General features: G+C 42.5%; 13 protein-coding genes and 1 other RNA gene. 7 read left to right on the top strand and 7 right to left on the bottom strand.

From position 1 onward, the window contains the following. Positions 1–65 precede the first annotated feature (65 nt). Positions 66–1,508, bottom strand: coding sequence for an alanine/glycine:cation symporter family protein (locus tag V3C10_14510; protein ID WVP60517.1), 1,443 nt, complete (start codon positions 1,506–1,508; stop codon positions 66–68). A gap of 236 nt (positions 1,509–1,744) precedes the next feature. On the opposite strand from V3C10_14510, the gene eno reads away from it, so the two are divergent. The 7 genes from eno (at position 1,745) to ssrA (ending at position 9,213) form a co-directional block, all read left to right on the top strand. After that, positions 1,745–3,013 carry a phosphopyruvate hydratase gene (eno, locus tag V3C10_14505; protein WVP60516.1) on the top strand — a complete coding sequence of 423 codons (1,269 nt, stop codon included), beginning with the start codon at positions 1,745–1,747 and terminating at the stop codon, positions 3,011–3,013. 140 nt (positions 3,014–3,153) lie between these two features. Further along, a complete protein-coding gene (gene secG / locus V3C10_14500) occupies positions 3,154–3,390 on the top strand; it encodes a preprotein translocase subunit SecG (GenBank protein WVP60515.1) in 237 nt (78 codons plus the stop codon). 413 nt (positions 3,391–3,803) lie between these two features. Continuing rightward, positions 3,804–5,912 carry a ribonuclease R gene (gene rnr, locus V3C10_14495; protein ID WVP64634.1) on the top strand — a complete coding sequence of 703 codons (2,109 nt, stop codon included), beginning with the start codon at positions 3,804–3,806 and terminating at the stop codon, positions 5,910–5,912. Positions 5,913–6,286: 374 nt separating this feature from the next. Beyond that, positions 6,287–6,712 carry a MarR family transcriptional regulator gene (locus tag V3C10_14490; GenBank protein ID WVP60514.1) on the top strand — a complete coding sequence of 142 codons (426 nt, stop codon included), beginning with the start codon at positions 6,287–6,289 and terminating at the stop codon, positions 6,710–6,712. Between the two features lie 259 nt (positions 6,713–6,971). After that, complete coding sequence (locus V3C10_14485) at positions 6,972–8,069, top strand: cyclopropane-fatty-acyl-phospholipid synthase family protein (GenBank protein WVP64633.1); 1,098 nt, start codon at positions 6,972–6,974, stop codon at positions 8,067–8,069. 277 nt (positions 8,070–8,346) lie between these two features. Continuing rightward, positions 8,347–8,808: an SsrA-binding protein SmpB gene (gene smpB / locus V3C10_14480; GenBank protein WVP60513.1), complete on the top strand. Its 462-nt coding sequence runs from the start codon at positions 8,347–8,349 to the stop codon at positions 8,806–8,808. A gap of 61 nt (positions 8,809–8,869) precedes the next feature. Then, positions 8,870–9,213: a transfer-messenger RNA gene (gene ssrA / locus V3C10_14475) on the top strand. A gap of 161 nt (positions 9,214–9,374) precedes the next feature. Here ssrA and V3C10_14470 read toward each other — a convergent pair. From V3C10_14470 to V3C10_14445, 6 genes are all read right to left on the bottom strand, one after another. After that, positions 9,375–10,463, bottom strand: coding sequence for a hypothetical protein (locus V3C10_14470; protein ID WVP60512.1), 1,089 nt, complete (start codon positions 10,461–10,463; stop codon positions 9,375–9,377). 21 nt (positions 10,464–10,484) lie between these two features. Continuing rightward, positions 10,485–11,282 (bottom strand): hypothetical protein, encoded by a 798-nt coding sequence (locus V3C10_14465; GenBank protein WVP60511.1) that lies wholly within the window; start codon positions 11,280–11,282, stop codon positions 10,485–10,487. Positions 11,283–11,515: 233 nt separating this feature from the next. Beyond that, complete coding sequence (locus V3C10_14460; protein ID WVP60510.1) at positions 11,516–12,220, bottom strand: hypothetical protein; 705 nt, start codon at positions 12,218–12,220, stop codon at positions 11,516–11,518. A 201-nt stretch (positions 12,221–12,421) separates the two neighbouring features. After that, positions 12,422–12,745 carry a hypothetical protein gene (locus V3C10_14455; GenBank protein ID WVP60509.1) on the bottom strand — a complete coding sequence of 108 codons (324 nt, stop codon included), beginning with the start codon at positions 12,743–12,745 and terminating at the stop codon, positions 12,422–12,424. 762 nt (positions 12,746–13,507) lie between these two features. Beyond that, positions 13,508–13,711, bottom strand: coding sequence for a helix-turn-helix domain-containing protein (locus tag V3C10_14450; protein ID WVP60508.1), 204 nt, complete (start codon positions 13,709–13,711; stop codon positions 13,508–13,510). A gap of 291 nt (positions 13,712–14,002) precedes the next feature. Next, a complete protein-coding gene (locus V3C10_14445) occupies positions 14,003–14,344 on the bottom strand; it encodes a hypothetical protein (protein WVP60507.1) in 342 nt (113 codons plus the stop codon). Between the last annotated feature and the right edge of the window lie 153 nt (positions 14,345–14,497).

Genomic DNA, 14,497 nt, shown 5'->3' with positions numbered 1-14,497 from the left:
CCCCGCACGGAGGAAATATCCTTCCTGTGCGGGGACTGCGGCCTTTTGTGAATCCTGCTGCTGCGTTATGTTTCATTTCCCAGAACGGGGATCGGCGTTTCATCCCTCTCATCCAGGTGGTTTAAGTAATATTTTGTATCCTTTGCAACGACGCCCGACAGGAGCAGGACCGCGATAATATTCGGGATTGCCATCAGCGCATTCAGCGTATCCGCGATATTCCATACGAGATCCAGCTGGATCAGCGGGGCGATGATGAGAATTGACACCCATACCAGCCGGTAGGGGAAGAGCGCTTTTTTACCGAAAAGATATTCCAGGCAGCGTTCGCCATAGTAGGACCATCCGAGGATGGTGGAGTAGGCAAAGGTGATAATTCCGATAATTAAAATCGGGCTGCCGATGTAGGCAATCTGAGAGAAGGCGGCCGTGGTCAGTTCGCCGCCGGAAAGGTTGGTTACGCTGATCGAATCGTTGCCGATAATGCTGCTGACCAGGACGAGCCCCGTCATCATGCAGACCACCACGGTATCCCAGAAGGTACCGGTCGAGGAGACGAGAGCCTGGCGCACCGGATTTCTGGTCTGGGCCGCCGCGGCTACGATAGGGGCGGAACCCATGCCTGACTCGTTGGAGAACAGGCCTCTAGCCATTCCGTAGCGGGCGGCCGTCAGAATGCCGGAACCCACCAGTCCTCCGGCGATGGAGGGTACCTCGGTAAAGGCCGATTTTACAATAATCCGGATCGATTCGCCCAGATATTCTCTGTTTATAATCAGAATGATGACACACCCTACAACATAGAAAAATGCCATAAAAGGAACCAGCCGTTCGCAGACACGGGCGATGGATTTGACGCCTCCGAATATGACGAGTCCGGTGACAAAAGCAACAATGAGCCCGATTGCCAGGCTGATTATCCACGGGTTTTTATTAAGCGAAGCGGACAGGCTGCCGCTTCCGTTTTTCAGGATGGGGGACAGGTTGGCGTCGATAACGCTTGCAATGGCGTTGACCTGAACGCCGCAGCCGATACCGAATGCAGTGAGGGAGGCCAGGGCGGCAAAAACGATACCCAGCCATTTCATATGTAAACCGCGTTCCAAAGCGTACATGGCGCCGCCGAGCATGGTTCCGTCTTTTGTCCTGACACGGTATTTTACCGCGATCAGGGATTCGGCATATTTGGTCGCTATGCCGAATACGCCGGTCAGCCAGCACCAGAGCACCGCGCCGGGGCCGCCCAGGGCGACGGCGGTTCCCACCCCGATAATATTGCCGGTCCCAATCGTGGAGGCCAGCGCCGTCGTCAGGGCGCCGAACTGGCTGATGTCGCCGTGGGAGCCGGGATCTTTAGTGACAGAAAGCTTAATTGCGGTAAATGTCTTTCTCTGGATGAATCCGGTCCGGACAGTCAGAAAAATATGTGTTCCGAACAGGAGCACAATCATTGGGATTCCCCAAAGGTAATCGTTGACCGTATTTATAACAGTATTGGCTAATTCCATATAATTTTCCCCCTTGTTTTAAATGCTCTGACGATTCAATCTCTTCATAGCCAAATAAATTTGTTTTCCAATTTATCATAATAAAGTGCAAAAATCAAGAGAAAGTTTCGTCCTTTATCGAAGAGAGACAGACGGCAGATTATCCCGGATCCTGTTACTGGAAATTGTGGGAGGCATAAAAAAGAGAAAAAAAGGCTATTCTTACATAAAAGAGAGTAAATCAGGAGGCGGTTTAAATGAATAATGATTTTGAGATAGTCAGTGTTAAAGGACGGGAGATTCTGGATTCCCGCGGAAATCCCACAATAGAAGCGGAGGTTACCCTGGAAAATGGGGCGGTCGGCCGTGCGTCCGTGCCATCCGGCGCATCCACGGGAAAATTTGAGGCGGTGGAACTGCGGGATCGTGACAACCGTTATCACGGCCTGGGCGTCTCCACGGCGGCCAACCATATTGTTAATGCGATAGGTGAGGCGGTCCTGTTTGAAAATGCCCTGGAACAGAGGAGAATCGACCGGCTTATGATAGAGGCGGACGGTACGGACAACAAGGAAAAACTTGGTGCAAATGCGATTCTGGGCGTCTCCATGGCTGTTGCAAGGGCAGCGGCCGATGGGCTTAAAATCCCGCTCTACCGTTATCTGGGAGGAATCGGCGCATCCACTCTGCCCGTTCCGATGATGAACATCCTGAACGGAGGCCGCCATGCGGACAATACTGTGGATCTTCAGGAATTTATGATCATGCCTACCGGAGCCCCGTGTTTTTCCGAGGGACTCAGAATGTGCTCGGAGATCTATCACACATTAAAGAAGGTGCTGAATGAGGGCGGATACAGTACAGCCGTCGGAGACGAGGGTGGATTTGCCCCCAATCTTAAAAATGCGGAGGAAGTCCTTGAGACAATCGTAAAAGCGGTTGAAAAGAGCGGCTATCATCCGGGCCATGATATTAAGATAGCAATCGACGCCGCTTCCAGCGAGCTTTACGACGAAGCCACCGGGCTCTATGTATTTCCGGGTGAGAGCGCCATGAACGGCCGCGAGATCCGCCGCACCGCAGGGGAGATGGTGGAATATTACAAGCGCCTCATCGGCAAATTCCCCATCTGCTCCATCGAGGACGGCCTGCAGGAGGACGACTGGGAGGGCTGGAAACGTCTGACGGACGAACTCGGTAAAAAAATCCAGCTTGTAGGCGACGATCTCTTTGTTACCAACACAAAGCGGCTCAGCAGGGGAATTGAGGAGGGCGTCGCCAACTCCATTCTTGTAAAAGTCAACCAGATTGGAACGCTGACGGAGAGCTTCGAGGCGATTGAGATGGCTAAAAAGGCGGGCTATACCACCGTTATTTCCCACCGTTCGGGTGAGACGGAGGATTCCATCATCGCGGACATTGCGGTTGCAGTGAACTCCGGGCAAATTAAGACGGGCGCGCCCTGCCGTTCGGACCGGGTGGCGAAGTATAACCAGCTTTTAAGAATAGAGGAAGAGTTGAAATAGGAGATGAGGGCGCGGCCGTGAGGACTTCTACGGCGGCGTCCTCACAGATCCTTACGTCCTTACGAATCAACTAAAATAATAGTTGTCTTTCAAGGGAAAATATGATATGATATACTTGTTTGACTATAGGAGGTGTAAAAATGATAAGAGGTATTCTCACCTTTTTATTCGTTGCTATTTGTGTATTTTTATCAGTAGTAATTTTACTTCAGGAAGGTAAATCCGCAGGCCTGTCCGGTTCCATCAGCGGTATGGCAGACAGCTATTGGGGAAAGAATAAGAGCCGTTCCATGGAAGGAAAGTTGGAGAAGATGACAAAATACGGCGCATTTCTCTGGCTTATTCTTGCTTTTGTATTGAACCTGAAAGTATTTTAATCCGGACACTCCTGGGAGCAGGGGTGTTCTTTTTCTTTATAGGGAATTACGGGGGGACTGTTCACAGGCAGTATTCCGCGCAGCGTGTTACTGGGCATGGAGCGAACGGTGACATTATGGGAGCCGGGTTGGTACATTTTTTTGCTATAATTGTATGTTTGTACATAAATTCCCGTATAATATAAAGGAAAACAATAGAAACGTGGAGAAATAAATTGAAAATAAAAGATAAAATTAAAAAGAAATTAAAACCCGGTAGGAGAGCCGAACTAAAAAACGCCGGACCGGAAAAAAGAAGAAGCAATGATCGGAAAGAAAAGCCGGGGAGAAAGAGAGACGGCTATGAAAAAAGGGCCGGCGGTGAACCGTTTGAACCGGAGGATGCGGAAGAGTTCGAGAGAAGGAAAAAGGTCATCCTGGATCTGATGAACGATAAGAATTATGTTCCGATGAAAGTGAAGGAGCTGGCAATTCTTTTGGATATTCCAAAGGAAAAAAGAAGAGAGCTGAAGGCTGTGCTGGAAGCTCTGTTAAAGGACGGCAAGCTGAGCCTTTCTTCCAAAGGAAAGCTTGGCAAGCCTGAGACTTTTTCCATTACGGGAACGTTCAGCGGGCATCCGAAGGGGTTCGGCTTCGTGACGGTGGAGGGAAGGGACAGTGATGTCTTTATCCCGGGAGACAGGACAAGGGGAGCCATGCACGGCGACAGAGTCCAGATCGTCATCGAGGAGGAAGAGGGCGGCAGACGTGCGGAAGGCTGTGTGATCCGCGTCCTTGAGCATGCCAACGAGAGCCTGGTGGGAACTTATGAAAAGAGTAAGGGATTTGGATTCGTAATACCGGATAACCAGAAAATTTCAAAAGATATTTTTATTCCGCAGGGCAGTGACGCAGGCGCCGTTACGGGACATAAAGTAGTAGTGAAAATCAAGGAGTTCGGCGACGACAAGGGAAAGAAGCCGGAAGGCGTCATTACCGAGATCCTTGGACACATCAACGATCCGGGAATCGATATTCTCTCGATTGTCCGCGCCTATGATTTGCCGGAGGAGTTTCCGGGACAGGTGATGGAACAGCTTAAGACAATCCCGGATGAAGTGATGCCGGAGGAGCTTTTGGCCAGAAAGGATTTAAGAGACTTAAAAACCGTCACAATCGACGGGGAGGAGGCAAAGGATCTGGACGATGCGATTACCCTGGTAAAGAAGGGAAACGGGTATGAGCTGGGAGTCCATATTGCCGATGTCAGTCATTATGTAAGGGAACATACCCCGCTCGACACGGAGGCCCTCAAGAGAGGGACGAGCGTCTATCTGACGGACCGCGTTATCCCGATGCTGCCGCATAAGCTTTCCAACGGCATCTGCTCCCTGAACCAGGGAGAGGATCGTCTGGCTTTGAGCTGCCTGATGGAAATCGACGATAAGGGCATGGTAGTCGGACACGAGGTGGCGGAGACCGTAATCCGTGTGGACAGGCGTATGACCTATACGGCCGTTAACGCCGTTATCACGGACCGCAATCCGGAGGCGATGGAAGAGTACAGGGAATTTGTCGGGATGTTTGACCTGATGAAGGAACTGGCCGATATTCTGAGGAACAGGCGCCACAGCCGCGGTTCCATTGATTTTGACTTCCCGGAGAGCAAGATTATCCTGGATGAGAAGGGACACCCCGTAGAAATCAAGCCGTATGAGCGCAACGCGGCCACCCGCCTGATTGAAGATTTCATGCTTCTGGCCAATGAGACGGTAGCCGAAGACTTTTTCTGGCAGGAAGTGCCGTTCCTTTACAGGACCCACGATAAGCCTGATGAGGAAAAAATGAAAAAACTGGGCACTTTCATCAACAATTTCGGATATATACTCCGTATGCCGAATGGCGAAGTGCATCCCAAGGAAGTACAGAAGCTGCTTGATAAGGTGGAAAATACACCCGAAGAAGCGCTGATCAGCCGCCTGACGCTCCGTTCCATGAAGCAGGCAAAATATACAACCCTTAATTCCGGCCATTTCGGTTTGGCGGCCAAATACTACACACATTTTACGTCTCCCATCAGAAGGTATCCGGACCTGCAGATTCACAGGATTATCAAGGAATGCCTGTGCGGGAAGCTGGACGACAGAAGGGTTTCCCATTACGAGAAGATTCTTCCCGAGGTGGCGGTTAAAACTTCGGCTCTTGAGAGAAGAGCGGATGAGGCGGAGCGTGAGACTGATAAGATGAAGAAAGTCCAGTACATGGAACAGTTCATCGGACAGGAGTTTGACGGCGTTATTTCCGGCGTGACAAACTGGGGCTTTTATGTGGAGCTGCCGAGCACCGTGGAGGGGCTTGTGCATATCAACGAGCTGCGGGACGACTATTACCTGTTTGATGAGCTTCACTATGAACTGATCGGGGAGATGACGAGAAAGACGTATAAACTGGGTCAGCCGATCCGGGTGCAGGTTACGGGCTGCGACCGTTTTGCAAAGACCATCGACTTTATTCCGGCAGGCAATGTGAATACGGCGAAGTAGGGGATAGCGGGCTTTACGTTCGCAGAGCAGGGAAAACAGGGTGTGTAAGTTCTTAAGTGAACTTCACACTCTGTTTTTTTGTTATGGTATGGTAAACCTACTTCTGGAAGAAAGAGAAGGACAAATTACAATGGCAGGAAGAAACATTGGATAGCAGAAATAACGGGTTGTGTGATTGAGCAGATGCAGGAATGGCAGAACCGACCGCTGAAGGAATGTTATCCGAAACAGAAAACAAACATAGCTGGATGCCGATAATAACTGGGGAATCTGAAAAAACCGTGAGCGGACTTTTGGGCTATTGACTTTTAAATTGATGAGATGTATTATATTCGTATTTCTTAGAATTCTAATTATATAAAGAAGGACTATTTATGGACGAAAAAAGGTTAATGCAAAAATACGAAAAGCTGAATCGGAGAAAACGAAGATACTTTTCCGGTTTTTTTACCGATACCCCAATTACTTGTATTCAAGCCCTTATTTTATACTATATTATTGCCGAATCAAAAAAAAGAGATATATTTCCGAAAGACTTAGAGGAGTTTTTGGCGATCAAGGGTTCCTCCGTCACAAGCCTTATCCGGAATCTGGAACGCAACGGATATTTGCGCCGTGAAAGCCTGGCCAGTGACGGGCGGTATAAAAAACTTGTGCTGACAGAACAGGCACTTGCCATACAGGATGATATAACGGAATGCATTGAAACATATCTGCACAGTATGTTTGCCGGGATTTCCGAGGATGATTTGAAAGTCTTTGAAAAAGTGATTATACAAATGACGGAGAATGCACAATAGGTATTCTTTTACCTATATACTTAGAATTCTAATTAATTGATCGTCAGTAAGGAGGCATCATTATTTTGAAACAAAAAGAACAATTTTTGATTATAAGAATCGGCAGGGAGCATTACGGATAAATAAAGTTAAAGAAAGAATTCGCAATACAAAGAAAGGAATACACTTACTAAATTCGATTACAAGGAGGAATAGATTTATGAATTCTTTTTTTAAAGAGTATCTGACGGATATAATACCAGTCACTTTTAACATAAAAATGGACGGAAATGAGCAAAAGATTGGTGAAGGCAATCCGGAGTTCACGGTAACTGTACATAAGATGCCGGACAAAAAGATGCTGCTTACCAGCACTTCACTTGCTCTTGGGGAAGCGTATATGCGCGGTGATATAGAAGTTGACCGGGATTTGTATGAGGTACTGGATTTGTTTTTGGGAGAAATGGGGAAATTTACAACGGATAAGTTATCGTTAAAAAAATTGATCTTCACATCCAGAACACCGAAAAATCAAAAAGAAGAAGTGCAGTCCCATTATGATATTGGAAATGATTTTTACAAATTATGGCTGGACGATACGATGAGTTATTCCTGCGCCTATTTTGAGCAGGAAAGAGATTCGCTTTACATAGCACAGGTTCAGAAAACAGAACGTATCCTGCAAAAGCTGCATCTTAGAAAAGGTATGTCGGTTCTGGATATTGGGTGCGGGTGGGGATATCTTTTAATAAAGGCCGCAAAGGAATATGGAATAACCGGTGTGGGAATTACATTAAGTGAGGAACAGCTGAAGGAATTCCAAAAAAGAATTGAGGAAGAACATTTGGAAGATCAGCTTACGGTCGAGCTGATGGATTACCGGGATATTCCGCAATATGGAAAGCGGTTTGACAGAGTAGTCAGCGTTGGCATGGTAGAACATGTTGGCCGGGGAAATTACCAGCTTTTTATGGACTGCGTAAAGAAAGTGATGGAATCGGGAGGACTATTTCTACTTCACTTTATTAGCAGCCTGAAAGAGCATGAAGGCGACCCGTGGATTAAAAAATATATATTCCCGGGAGGCGTTATCCCCAGTTTGAGGGAAATGCTTTTTAGCGCAGCAGAAGATGATTTTCACACTTTGGATGTAGAAAACCTGCGGTTGCATTACAACCGCACTCTCTTGTGTTGGAAAAAGAATTTTGAAGACCATATGGATGAGGTGGAACAAAGATTTGATAAACAATTCGTCAGGATGTGGGAGTTATATTTATCTTCCTGCGCCGCCACATTTCATAATGGAATCATTGACATACATCAGATTTTATTTACGAATGGAATTAACAATGATTTGCCGATGGTACGGTGGTATTAAACGGAAAGGATAAACGTACTTTACAAACGTTTAATAGAGTCAAATAAAACAATATATTGGTAGAAAAACGGGGCGTCCCTGTAAACGGGGATGCCCTGCTGCATTTTCTGAAGCAGTCATATATATACCTCCGATTTTATTGTTATTATGCTCATGAAAATAACAAAAATCGACATATTTATCATATCTGCAGGTAATCTATGCATCAAGAGCTGGCTTGACTATAACTGAACACAGATGATATACTACTCAAAGCAAGATAAGGGAGGTTGTTATTTTGGGAGAAAGCATTAAGATGATTGCCAATAATAAGAAGGCGTATCATGATTATTTTATCGACGAAAAGTATGAAGCAGGGATTGAGCTTTACGGGACAGAGGTAAAATCGCTGCGTATGGGAAAGTGCAGCATCAAGGAGTCCTTTATTAAAGTGGAAAATAACCAGGTCTATGTCTATGGAATGCATATCAGCCCTTATGAGAAGGGGAATATTTTCAACAAAGACCCGCTGCGCACCAGAAAGCTTCTGCTTCATAAGCTGGAAATCAGGAAAATGCAGTCAAAGATTAAGGAAAAGGGTTATACCCTGGTTCCGCTGCAGGTGTATTTTAAGGGCAGCCTCGTGAAGGTGGAGGTAGGCCTGGCAAGAGGTAAGAAACTTTACGACAAGCGCGACGATATCGCCAAAAAGGATGCAAAACGTGAAATCGAGAGGGAATTTAAGGCAAGAAATAACTAGCCGCCCCCATTGACAGACGTTTTGGAACATGATAAGATAATGGGGCATAAAACCCTTTAAAGGGGCAGTACCGGTTTCGACAGGGATCATGCAGCTGGTGAAGCTATCCGCATGCGATGCGTTAAATGGCAAACTTAAAATTAAACGCTAACAATAATAAATTAGCTTACGCAGCCTAATTTGGCTGTTGTCAGCCTTAGAGCACTCACACTTTAAGAATCTGGCATCGACTATGTGAGAAACGATGGCGGGAGGGTTCCGGACCGTCAGACGTATTAGGATCTACTGAAGTCCTGAGGATGTTCGTTTCCGCAGGATAGAGGGAATGTCAAAGAACGGACTACGATAGTAGAAGAACAGGGAATTGGTCTTTGGACACGGGTTCAACTCCCGTCTGCTCCATCGGAAGAGTCTTGATTTATCAAGGCTCTTTTGTTTTATGGGCTTTAGCCTGTTGAGTGCGTTGGAGTTTCTCACCTGAGAAACTCCAACGCACTCAACAGGTTAAAGCCCATAAGTAAAAAAAAGAGACAACCATTAAGGCTGTCTCTTTTTAGACGAATTATTTAATTCTTAGTATAGGTGTAATTGCCATGTGTTTCATAGCTATCTGCTCCGAAATAATACTCATATTTTTCATATGTTGCATTAAGTGCTTCTTGAGCTGCATCAACCATATTATACCCCTCTGTAAAAATAAGATCAAAAAGAGTCATTGAATAAAAATGTATTCCATCTGTAAGAGAAGAGGCCTCCACACGTGTCCCAAATGCAAGTGTGGCTCCAGCTCCGACTTGGTAAAGGGCATCATCAACATCACCTAGTTTGTGTTCTGGATCGGGAGTAGCAGTAAAACAAGCTTCAAGATAAATAAAATCAATGGGACTTTCAACTACGTTAGCTAATATTTCGTTTCCAGAAAGTTTTGCAAATTGGTTATCAATTCTACCAGGCCATCCATGGCCCAAATAATGTACTACTTTCTCTTTTTTTATAGATTCAAGTAACGTCAAAGCAGAAGGATTGAAATTCACATTAGTCAAGAATCCACGATTAGTAAGTAATATACGCATATGTTGTGTTTCCGGAGTATCATGTCCTACAAGGTTAGTATTGTAATAAACAGAAGCAAGACTAGACGATGTAGGAGTTCCAGTTATAGTAATAGGATTTGTTTTACTATTATAAACTTCAAATTCGTCGTCTAAATAATATGAATGTAGCCCCCTGACCCTATATTTACCTGGTTCAAGATTATCAACAATCATAGAAGAGGTGGTTATGCCTCCTGGTGAGAGCTTGTAATCTGCAAAAGCATATCTGGCAACTTCTTCGTATTCACCGCTAGAAGAGTCATATTTTTGTAATGCCATAGCATGATTCATGGAATCACAATATACTTTACAACTGGAAATTATATTCATTGCAATCTTCCCGGAACCTAAACCTGTACAATTGACTGAACAATCTCCTAGCAAATTTCCTCTGGGAGTGGCATTTGATGGGGATGCATTTGATAATGAGTCGTCTTCATTTTCCCAGTCTTCAAGAAGTTCGAGCCATTTTTCTTCATTTGTACTGGCGTAAACGGGTATACATTTAAAAAGCAGACAAATAAACAACATGATTATTTGGATTTTCGCTAGTCTTTTCATCTTTTATCCTCCTAATTAAAATTATATAAAATCTTCGTAAATAGAAATAATTTCTTTGGTGAGAGCATTAATCTGTACATAATAATTCTTTACATATGAATGGTCATATCCTGATTGATTAGTCGGAACTGTTACATACCAGTAAATAATACCGTTACTATTTGTATGTAACTCAGCAGTCAACTCATGAATTACCTCCTCTGATTTTGCTTCTATATTAGATAGTGCAATTTCTTTTGCAACAGTTTCCACTATTAATGTGGATTTATCTACAGAAGCTATAATTTCTGGTACGCCTAATGTGAAACGAGCAGTAACAAGTGTTCCATCGCTATCCATCCCAATCCCACAAGATGTTCCGGTTTCAAGTCCGTTAATTTTTTCAATAGCATCTACGAAATAGCGTCCAGTATTTTGCTGATTAATCTTATATTCTAGCTCCCCAACAATTTCTTTACCTATGCAACTTTCAATATAAGAAGAAGCTATCTCTTTTGCTTCCTCACTAGTAATTGCACTTCTGGGGGTTATGCGATGATTGGCATAATCAGGAAGAATTTTAATTCTTACAATATTATTATCTTTGTCTGCTTCATATTTGTAGTGCTCATCTGTATAAACATATCTCGTCGCAGATTTAGAATTATCAATAGTAAGAAATTGGGCATCAGAATTGAATGTCTTCTCAATTATACTGGTCACTTGGTTAATGTCATCAATTGATGGAGTTTGTGCAGCCAAAACGTTAAAGCTGAATACACATAATACAAATGGGATGCTGATAAAAGCAGTTGTTAGTTTTATTAGATTTTTTTTCATAATCAAATCCTCCTTTTGTAAGATAATTCATGGTTAAATAATAACGTATCTATAAATATAAGGCAATGCTATATATTTATAAATAAAATTGCACATTAAACGAAATAATCTAAGAATACGATGACACAAAAATATATAAAAATGTTTTTGTAAATTCTGCAATAAATAAAAACAAATATTTGTTCAAATTTTTTGGTTACAATAAAAAAAATACACTTAAGACAAGTGTATTTTTATAGGCATTTTGTTTTTTCGATGACTTTTCCATTAAGAGCATTGATGGTTACAGTATAAACTCTTCCATTATTTGTGGTGATAATAATTAACCAATAAATAGTACCATTTGAGTAAGTGTGCATTTCAGACATTATATCAAGAATATTTTTTTCATCTAACTCTGAACTCAATGAATCAATTGCAATTTCCATTGCCCTATCTTTCCTCAATAATGAATCCTGATTTATATTGCGTATTTTCTTGGGTTTTCCTATCGTGAACCTTGCAGTAATAAGCCCCCTTTCCTTATTTAATCCAATTCCGCATGAAGTGCCAGTTTCTAAATCATTTATTTTTTCTATAATATCTACCCAATACTGTGAAGAATCCGATTGCTTAATTAAAAATGTTAAGTCCCCTTCAATTAAATCTCCAATACATCTATTAAGGTAATAATATGCAATTTCCTCAGCATCCTTTTCGCTTTCTGGCGTTTTAGTAACTGGCAGCTTTGATATGGGGGCAGGAAGTATATTGATTGAGAGAATATGTGTATTGCGACTGTCAACTTCATATTTGTAATTTCCATCTGTATAAACATACCGCTTGGACGATTTGTTGTGCTCTGTATACGATAAAGAAATATCATATGTGAATAGTGTTTTTATCTTATCTTTTCCAATCGCTATTTTAATTTTTTCATTGACAAATCCTATGCACAATACAAAGACAATAACATATAATATTAATTTCCTTTTTTTAATAACAACCCCCTCTTTCTAAATTAATATATAATATATTATATCATGACGTATATATAAAAGAAATGTTATTTGCTTTTCCTTTTAACAAGTTATCTAAAAAAGTAAAAAAATAGGGTAGATGGATATACCCCACCTGCCCTATTAAATCGTTGTGTAGAATTATTTATTAGATTTCTCAACCGAACTGTTTTCTTCGATTTCAGTGTATGTGTCTAAGTGCTCGAAAAATTTTGTCAATGCCTCTTCATCACTATCTGAATAAAAGGTGATTATTTTTGACCAGTGCTGTCCTGTAGTTATATGATATACGTCTTCGATGTACTCTTGGAATCCAGGATAAAATTCAGGTACTATGTCTTCGTCCTGGAAAATTCTATACATGTAACCATTCATAAACGCATGTAGATTTTGCAAAGTCACATCCTGAATATACATACCTGGCCTAATTCTTAATTGATCTAACTTTTCTTTCATATAATTCATAAAATCTCCTTAGACTATTCCTGATAAAATTCGTCCAATAGTCTATAAAATTCATCAAAGGCATGTTTATCTGACACAGAAAAAAAACTTATTATATCTGAATATCTTACGCTATAGAACATGTTAAATTTCTTTTGAATGAACTGAGAAAAGTCTTCTAACCAATTTGAATATGTCCCTTCTAAATTGATTTGGCATGAAGTATAACCGGATATAAATAAATCCAAATTTTTTAATGATTTTTTCCCGAGGTATTTATACGGATTTTCTCTTACTTTCAAAATTGCATCTTCAATATTCTTCAATATTCTCCTTTAACCTCCTTTAATCTTACTATAATTATACTACTTTGGTAAAAGTGTGGATAGAGATATTTCTGTAATTTCTCTTAAAGCTTGCTCATCTCCATAAAAATCATCCTCCCAGACTTTTCGAGGTAGGCCATTTTCTGGCGATTCTATCTAATTCTTTAGATATAGGATCACGCGACGATTCTGTATCAGTTGGGACAATGGTACCGTCCCAGGTAGCAACACCTGCCGGATTTAAATAAGATGTATGAATGGAATGACCGCAAATTGAGCCTGGGGCAAATATCAAAAGCCACTCATTTAAGAAACAAGCAATTTTTTTACGCCATTATTCAGAAGTTGGAAAGAAAAAAATTAAAACACTTTCTGTCGAGGAAATCGAAGACTTTTTGGAAGAGCAAGTATCAATGTTTAATCTAAAATAACAGCCAATCACTTAAGAGCAGGACTGTTATTTTTGTTCCGTTACATATTCAACTACATCTGTAATGTCACAATCCAGTAACTCACATAAAGTATTTAACGTTTTCATCGTTATGCCATTCCCACGTTTGATTGAATGATACGTCGTATTTGAAAACCCCATTTTATTCAATTGATAGGCAGTGATATTTTTCTCTTTCATCGTCCGAAACAGCGGCTCATAACTTATCATCTGATAGTAACTCCTTTATCGTTTATGTCTTTTAAAATATCATAATCCTTAGATAATATTTGCAGCAGGCCACAGTGAGGATAGCCCAAAGTACCTCCAAAAGAAGGTGGATGGCAACGGTTTATCCGGCGGCTCATGTCTATCATATGCTTGCCAGGACGCAGAACATATTGGATATATTCAAAAAACTCCCCTTAACCCCTCATGTATGAGGGGCAGGAGAATTGAAAGTGCAAAGGCACTTCGTTATGCTGTGTTGTATTCTGTGTTGCACGGACGGATAGCAGCGGCCTATATTTCCTGAATCAGCATCCGGTTCTCTGTGCTTTTCCCCCAGGCCTCAAGAGCCAGCTCGTAAGTGCCCTGGACTTTCTGGTCGAGGATTTTGATGTCTTTCCTGAGCGATAACTGCCTGGCTTTTAAAGAAGCCGTATCGCTTTCCAGTTTGTCGAGTCTTGATTCAACACTCTCCATCCGGCGCTCAACGTTTTCCATTCTGTGATCCAGGTCTTCCACTCTGGTATCGAGAACTTCAAGCCTTTCGTTAATTTTGTTGAAACCGGCTTCCATCCGTGTTTCCAATGGGGCGATTAATCCCGCAATGGCTTGGATATCTTCTCTCGTTAAACTCATTTGAAAACCTCCTTTGCGAAGTGAAGCCTCTCCATGTACATGTATTCTCCTGTCATCCAGTCTAGCACACAGGGGATTGGATGTCCAGCTCTCCATTTTACAAAACAGAAAGGAAAAAGTAAGAATCCCTGGAGGATTTTCTGGTAAAATATA

Source organism: [Clostridium] symbiosum (assembly GCA_036419695.1).
In the GTDB taxonomy this organism is placed as follows: domain Bacteria; phylum Bacillota; class Clostridia; order Lachnospirales; family Lachnospiraceae; genus Otoolea; species Otoolea symbiosa_A.
The sequence above is the reverse complement of the archived record's forward strand: the minus strand, read 5'-3'. Positions and strand labels throughout refer to the sequence as shown.

What these genes read in the sequence shown, in the direction of transcription:
- V3C10_14510 (WVP60517.1), bottom strand. Translation starts at nt 1,508, where the DNA reads ATGGAATTAGCCAATACTGTTATAAATACGGTCAACGATTACCTTTGG.
- eno (WVP60516.1), top strand. Translation starts at nt 1,745, where the DNA reads ATGAATAATGATTTTGAGATAGTCAGTGTTAAAGGACGGGAGATTCTG.
- secG (WVP60515.1), top strand. Translation starts at nt 3,154, where the DNA reads ATGATAAGAGGTATTCTCACCTTTTTATTCGTTGCTATTTGTGTATTT.
- V3C10_14490 (WVP60514.1), top strand. Translation starts at nt 6,287, where the DNA reads ATGGACGAAAAAAGGTTAATGCAAAAATACGAAAAGCTGAATCGGAGA.
- V3C10_14485 (WVP64633.1), top strand. Translation starts at nt 6,972, where the DNA reads ATGGACGGAAATGAGCAAAAGATTGGTGAAGGCAATCCGGAGTTCACG.
- V3C10_14470 (WVP60512.1), bottom strand. Translation starts at nt 10,463, where the DNA reads ATGAAAAGACTAGCGAAAATCCAAATAATCATGTTGTTTATTTGTCTG.
- V3C10_14465 (WVP60511.1), bottom strand. Translation starts at nt 11,282, where the DNA reads ATGAAAAAAAATCTAATAAAACTAACAACTGCTTTTATCAGCATCCCA.
- V3C10_14455 (WVP60509.1), bottom strand. Translation starts at nt 12,745, where the DNA reads ATGAATTATATGAAAGAAAAGTTAGATCAATTAAGAATTAGGCCAGGT.
- V3C10_14450 (WVP60508.1), bottom strand. Translation starts at nt 13,711, where the DNA reads ATGATAAGTTATGAGCCGCTGTTTCGGACGATGAAAGAGAAAAATATC.
- V3C10_14445 (WVP60507.1), bottom strand. Translation starts at nt 14,344, where the DNA reads ATGAGTTTAACGAGAGAAGATATCCAAGCCATTGCGGGATTAATCGCC.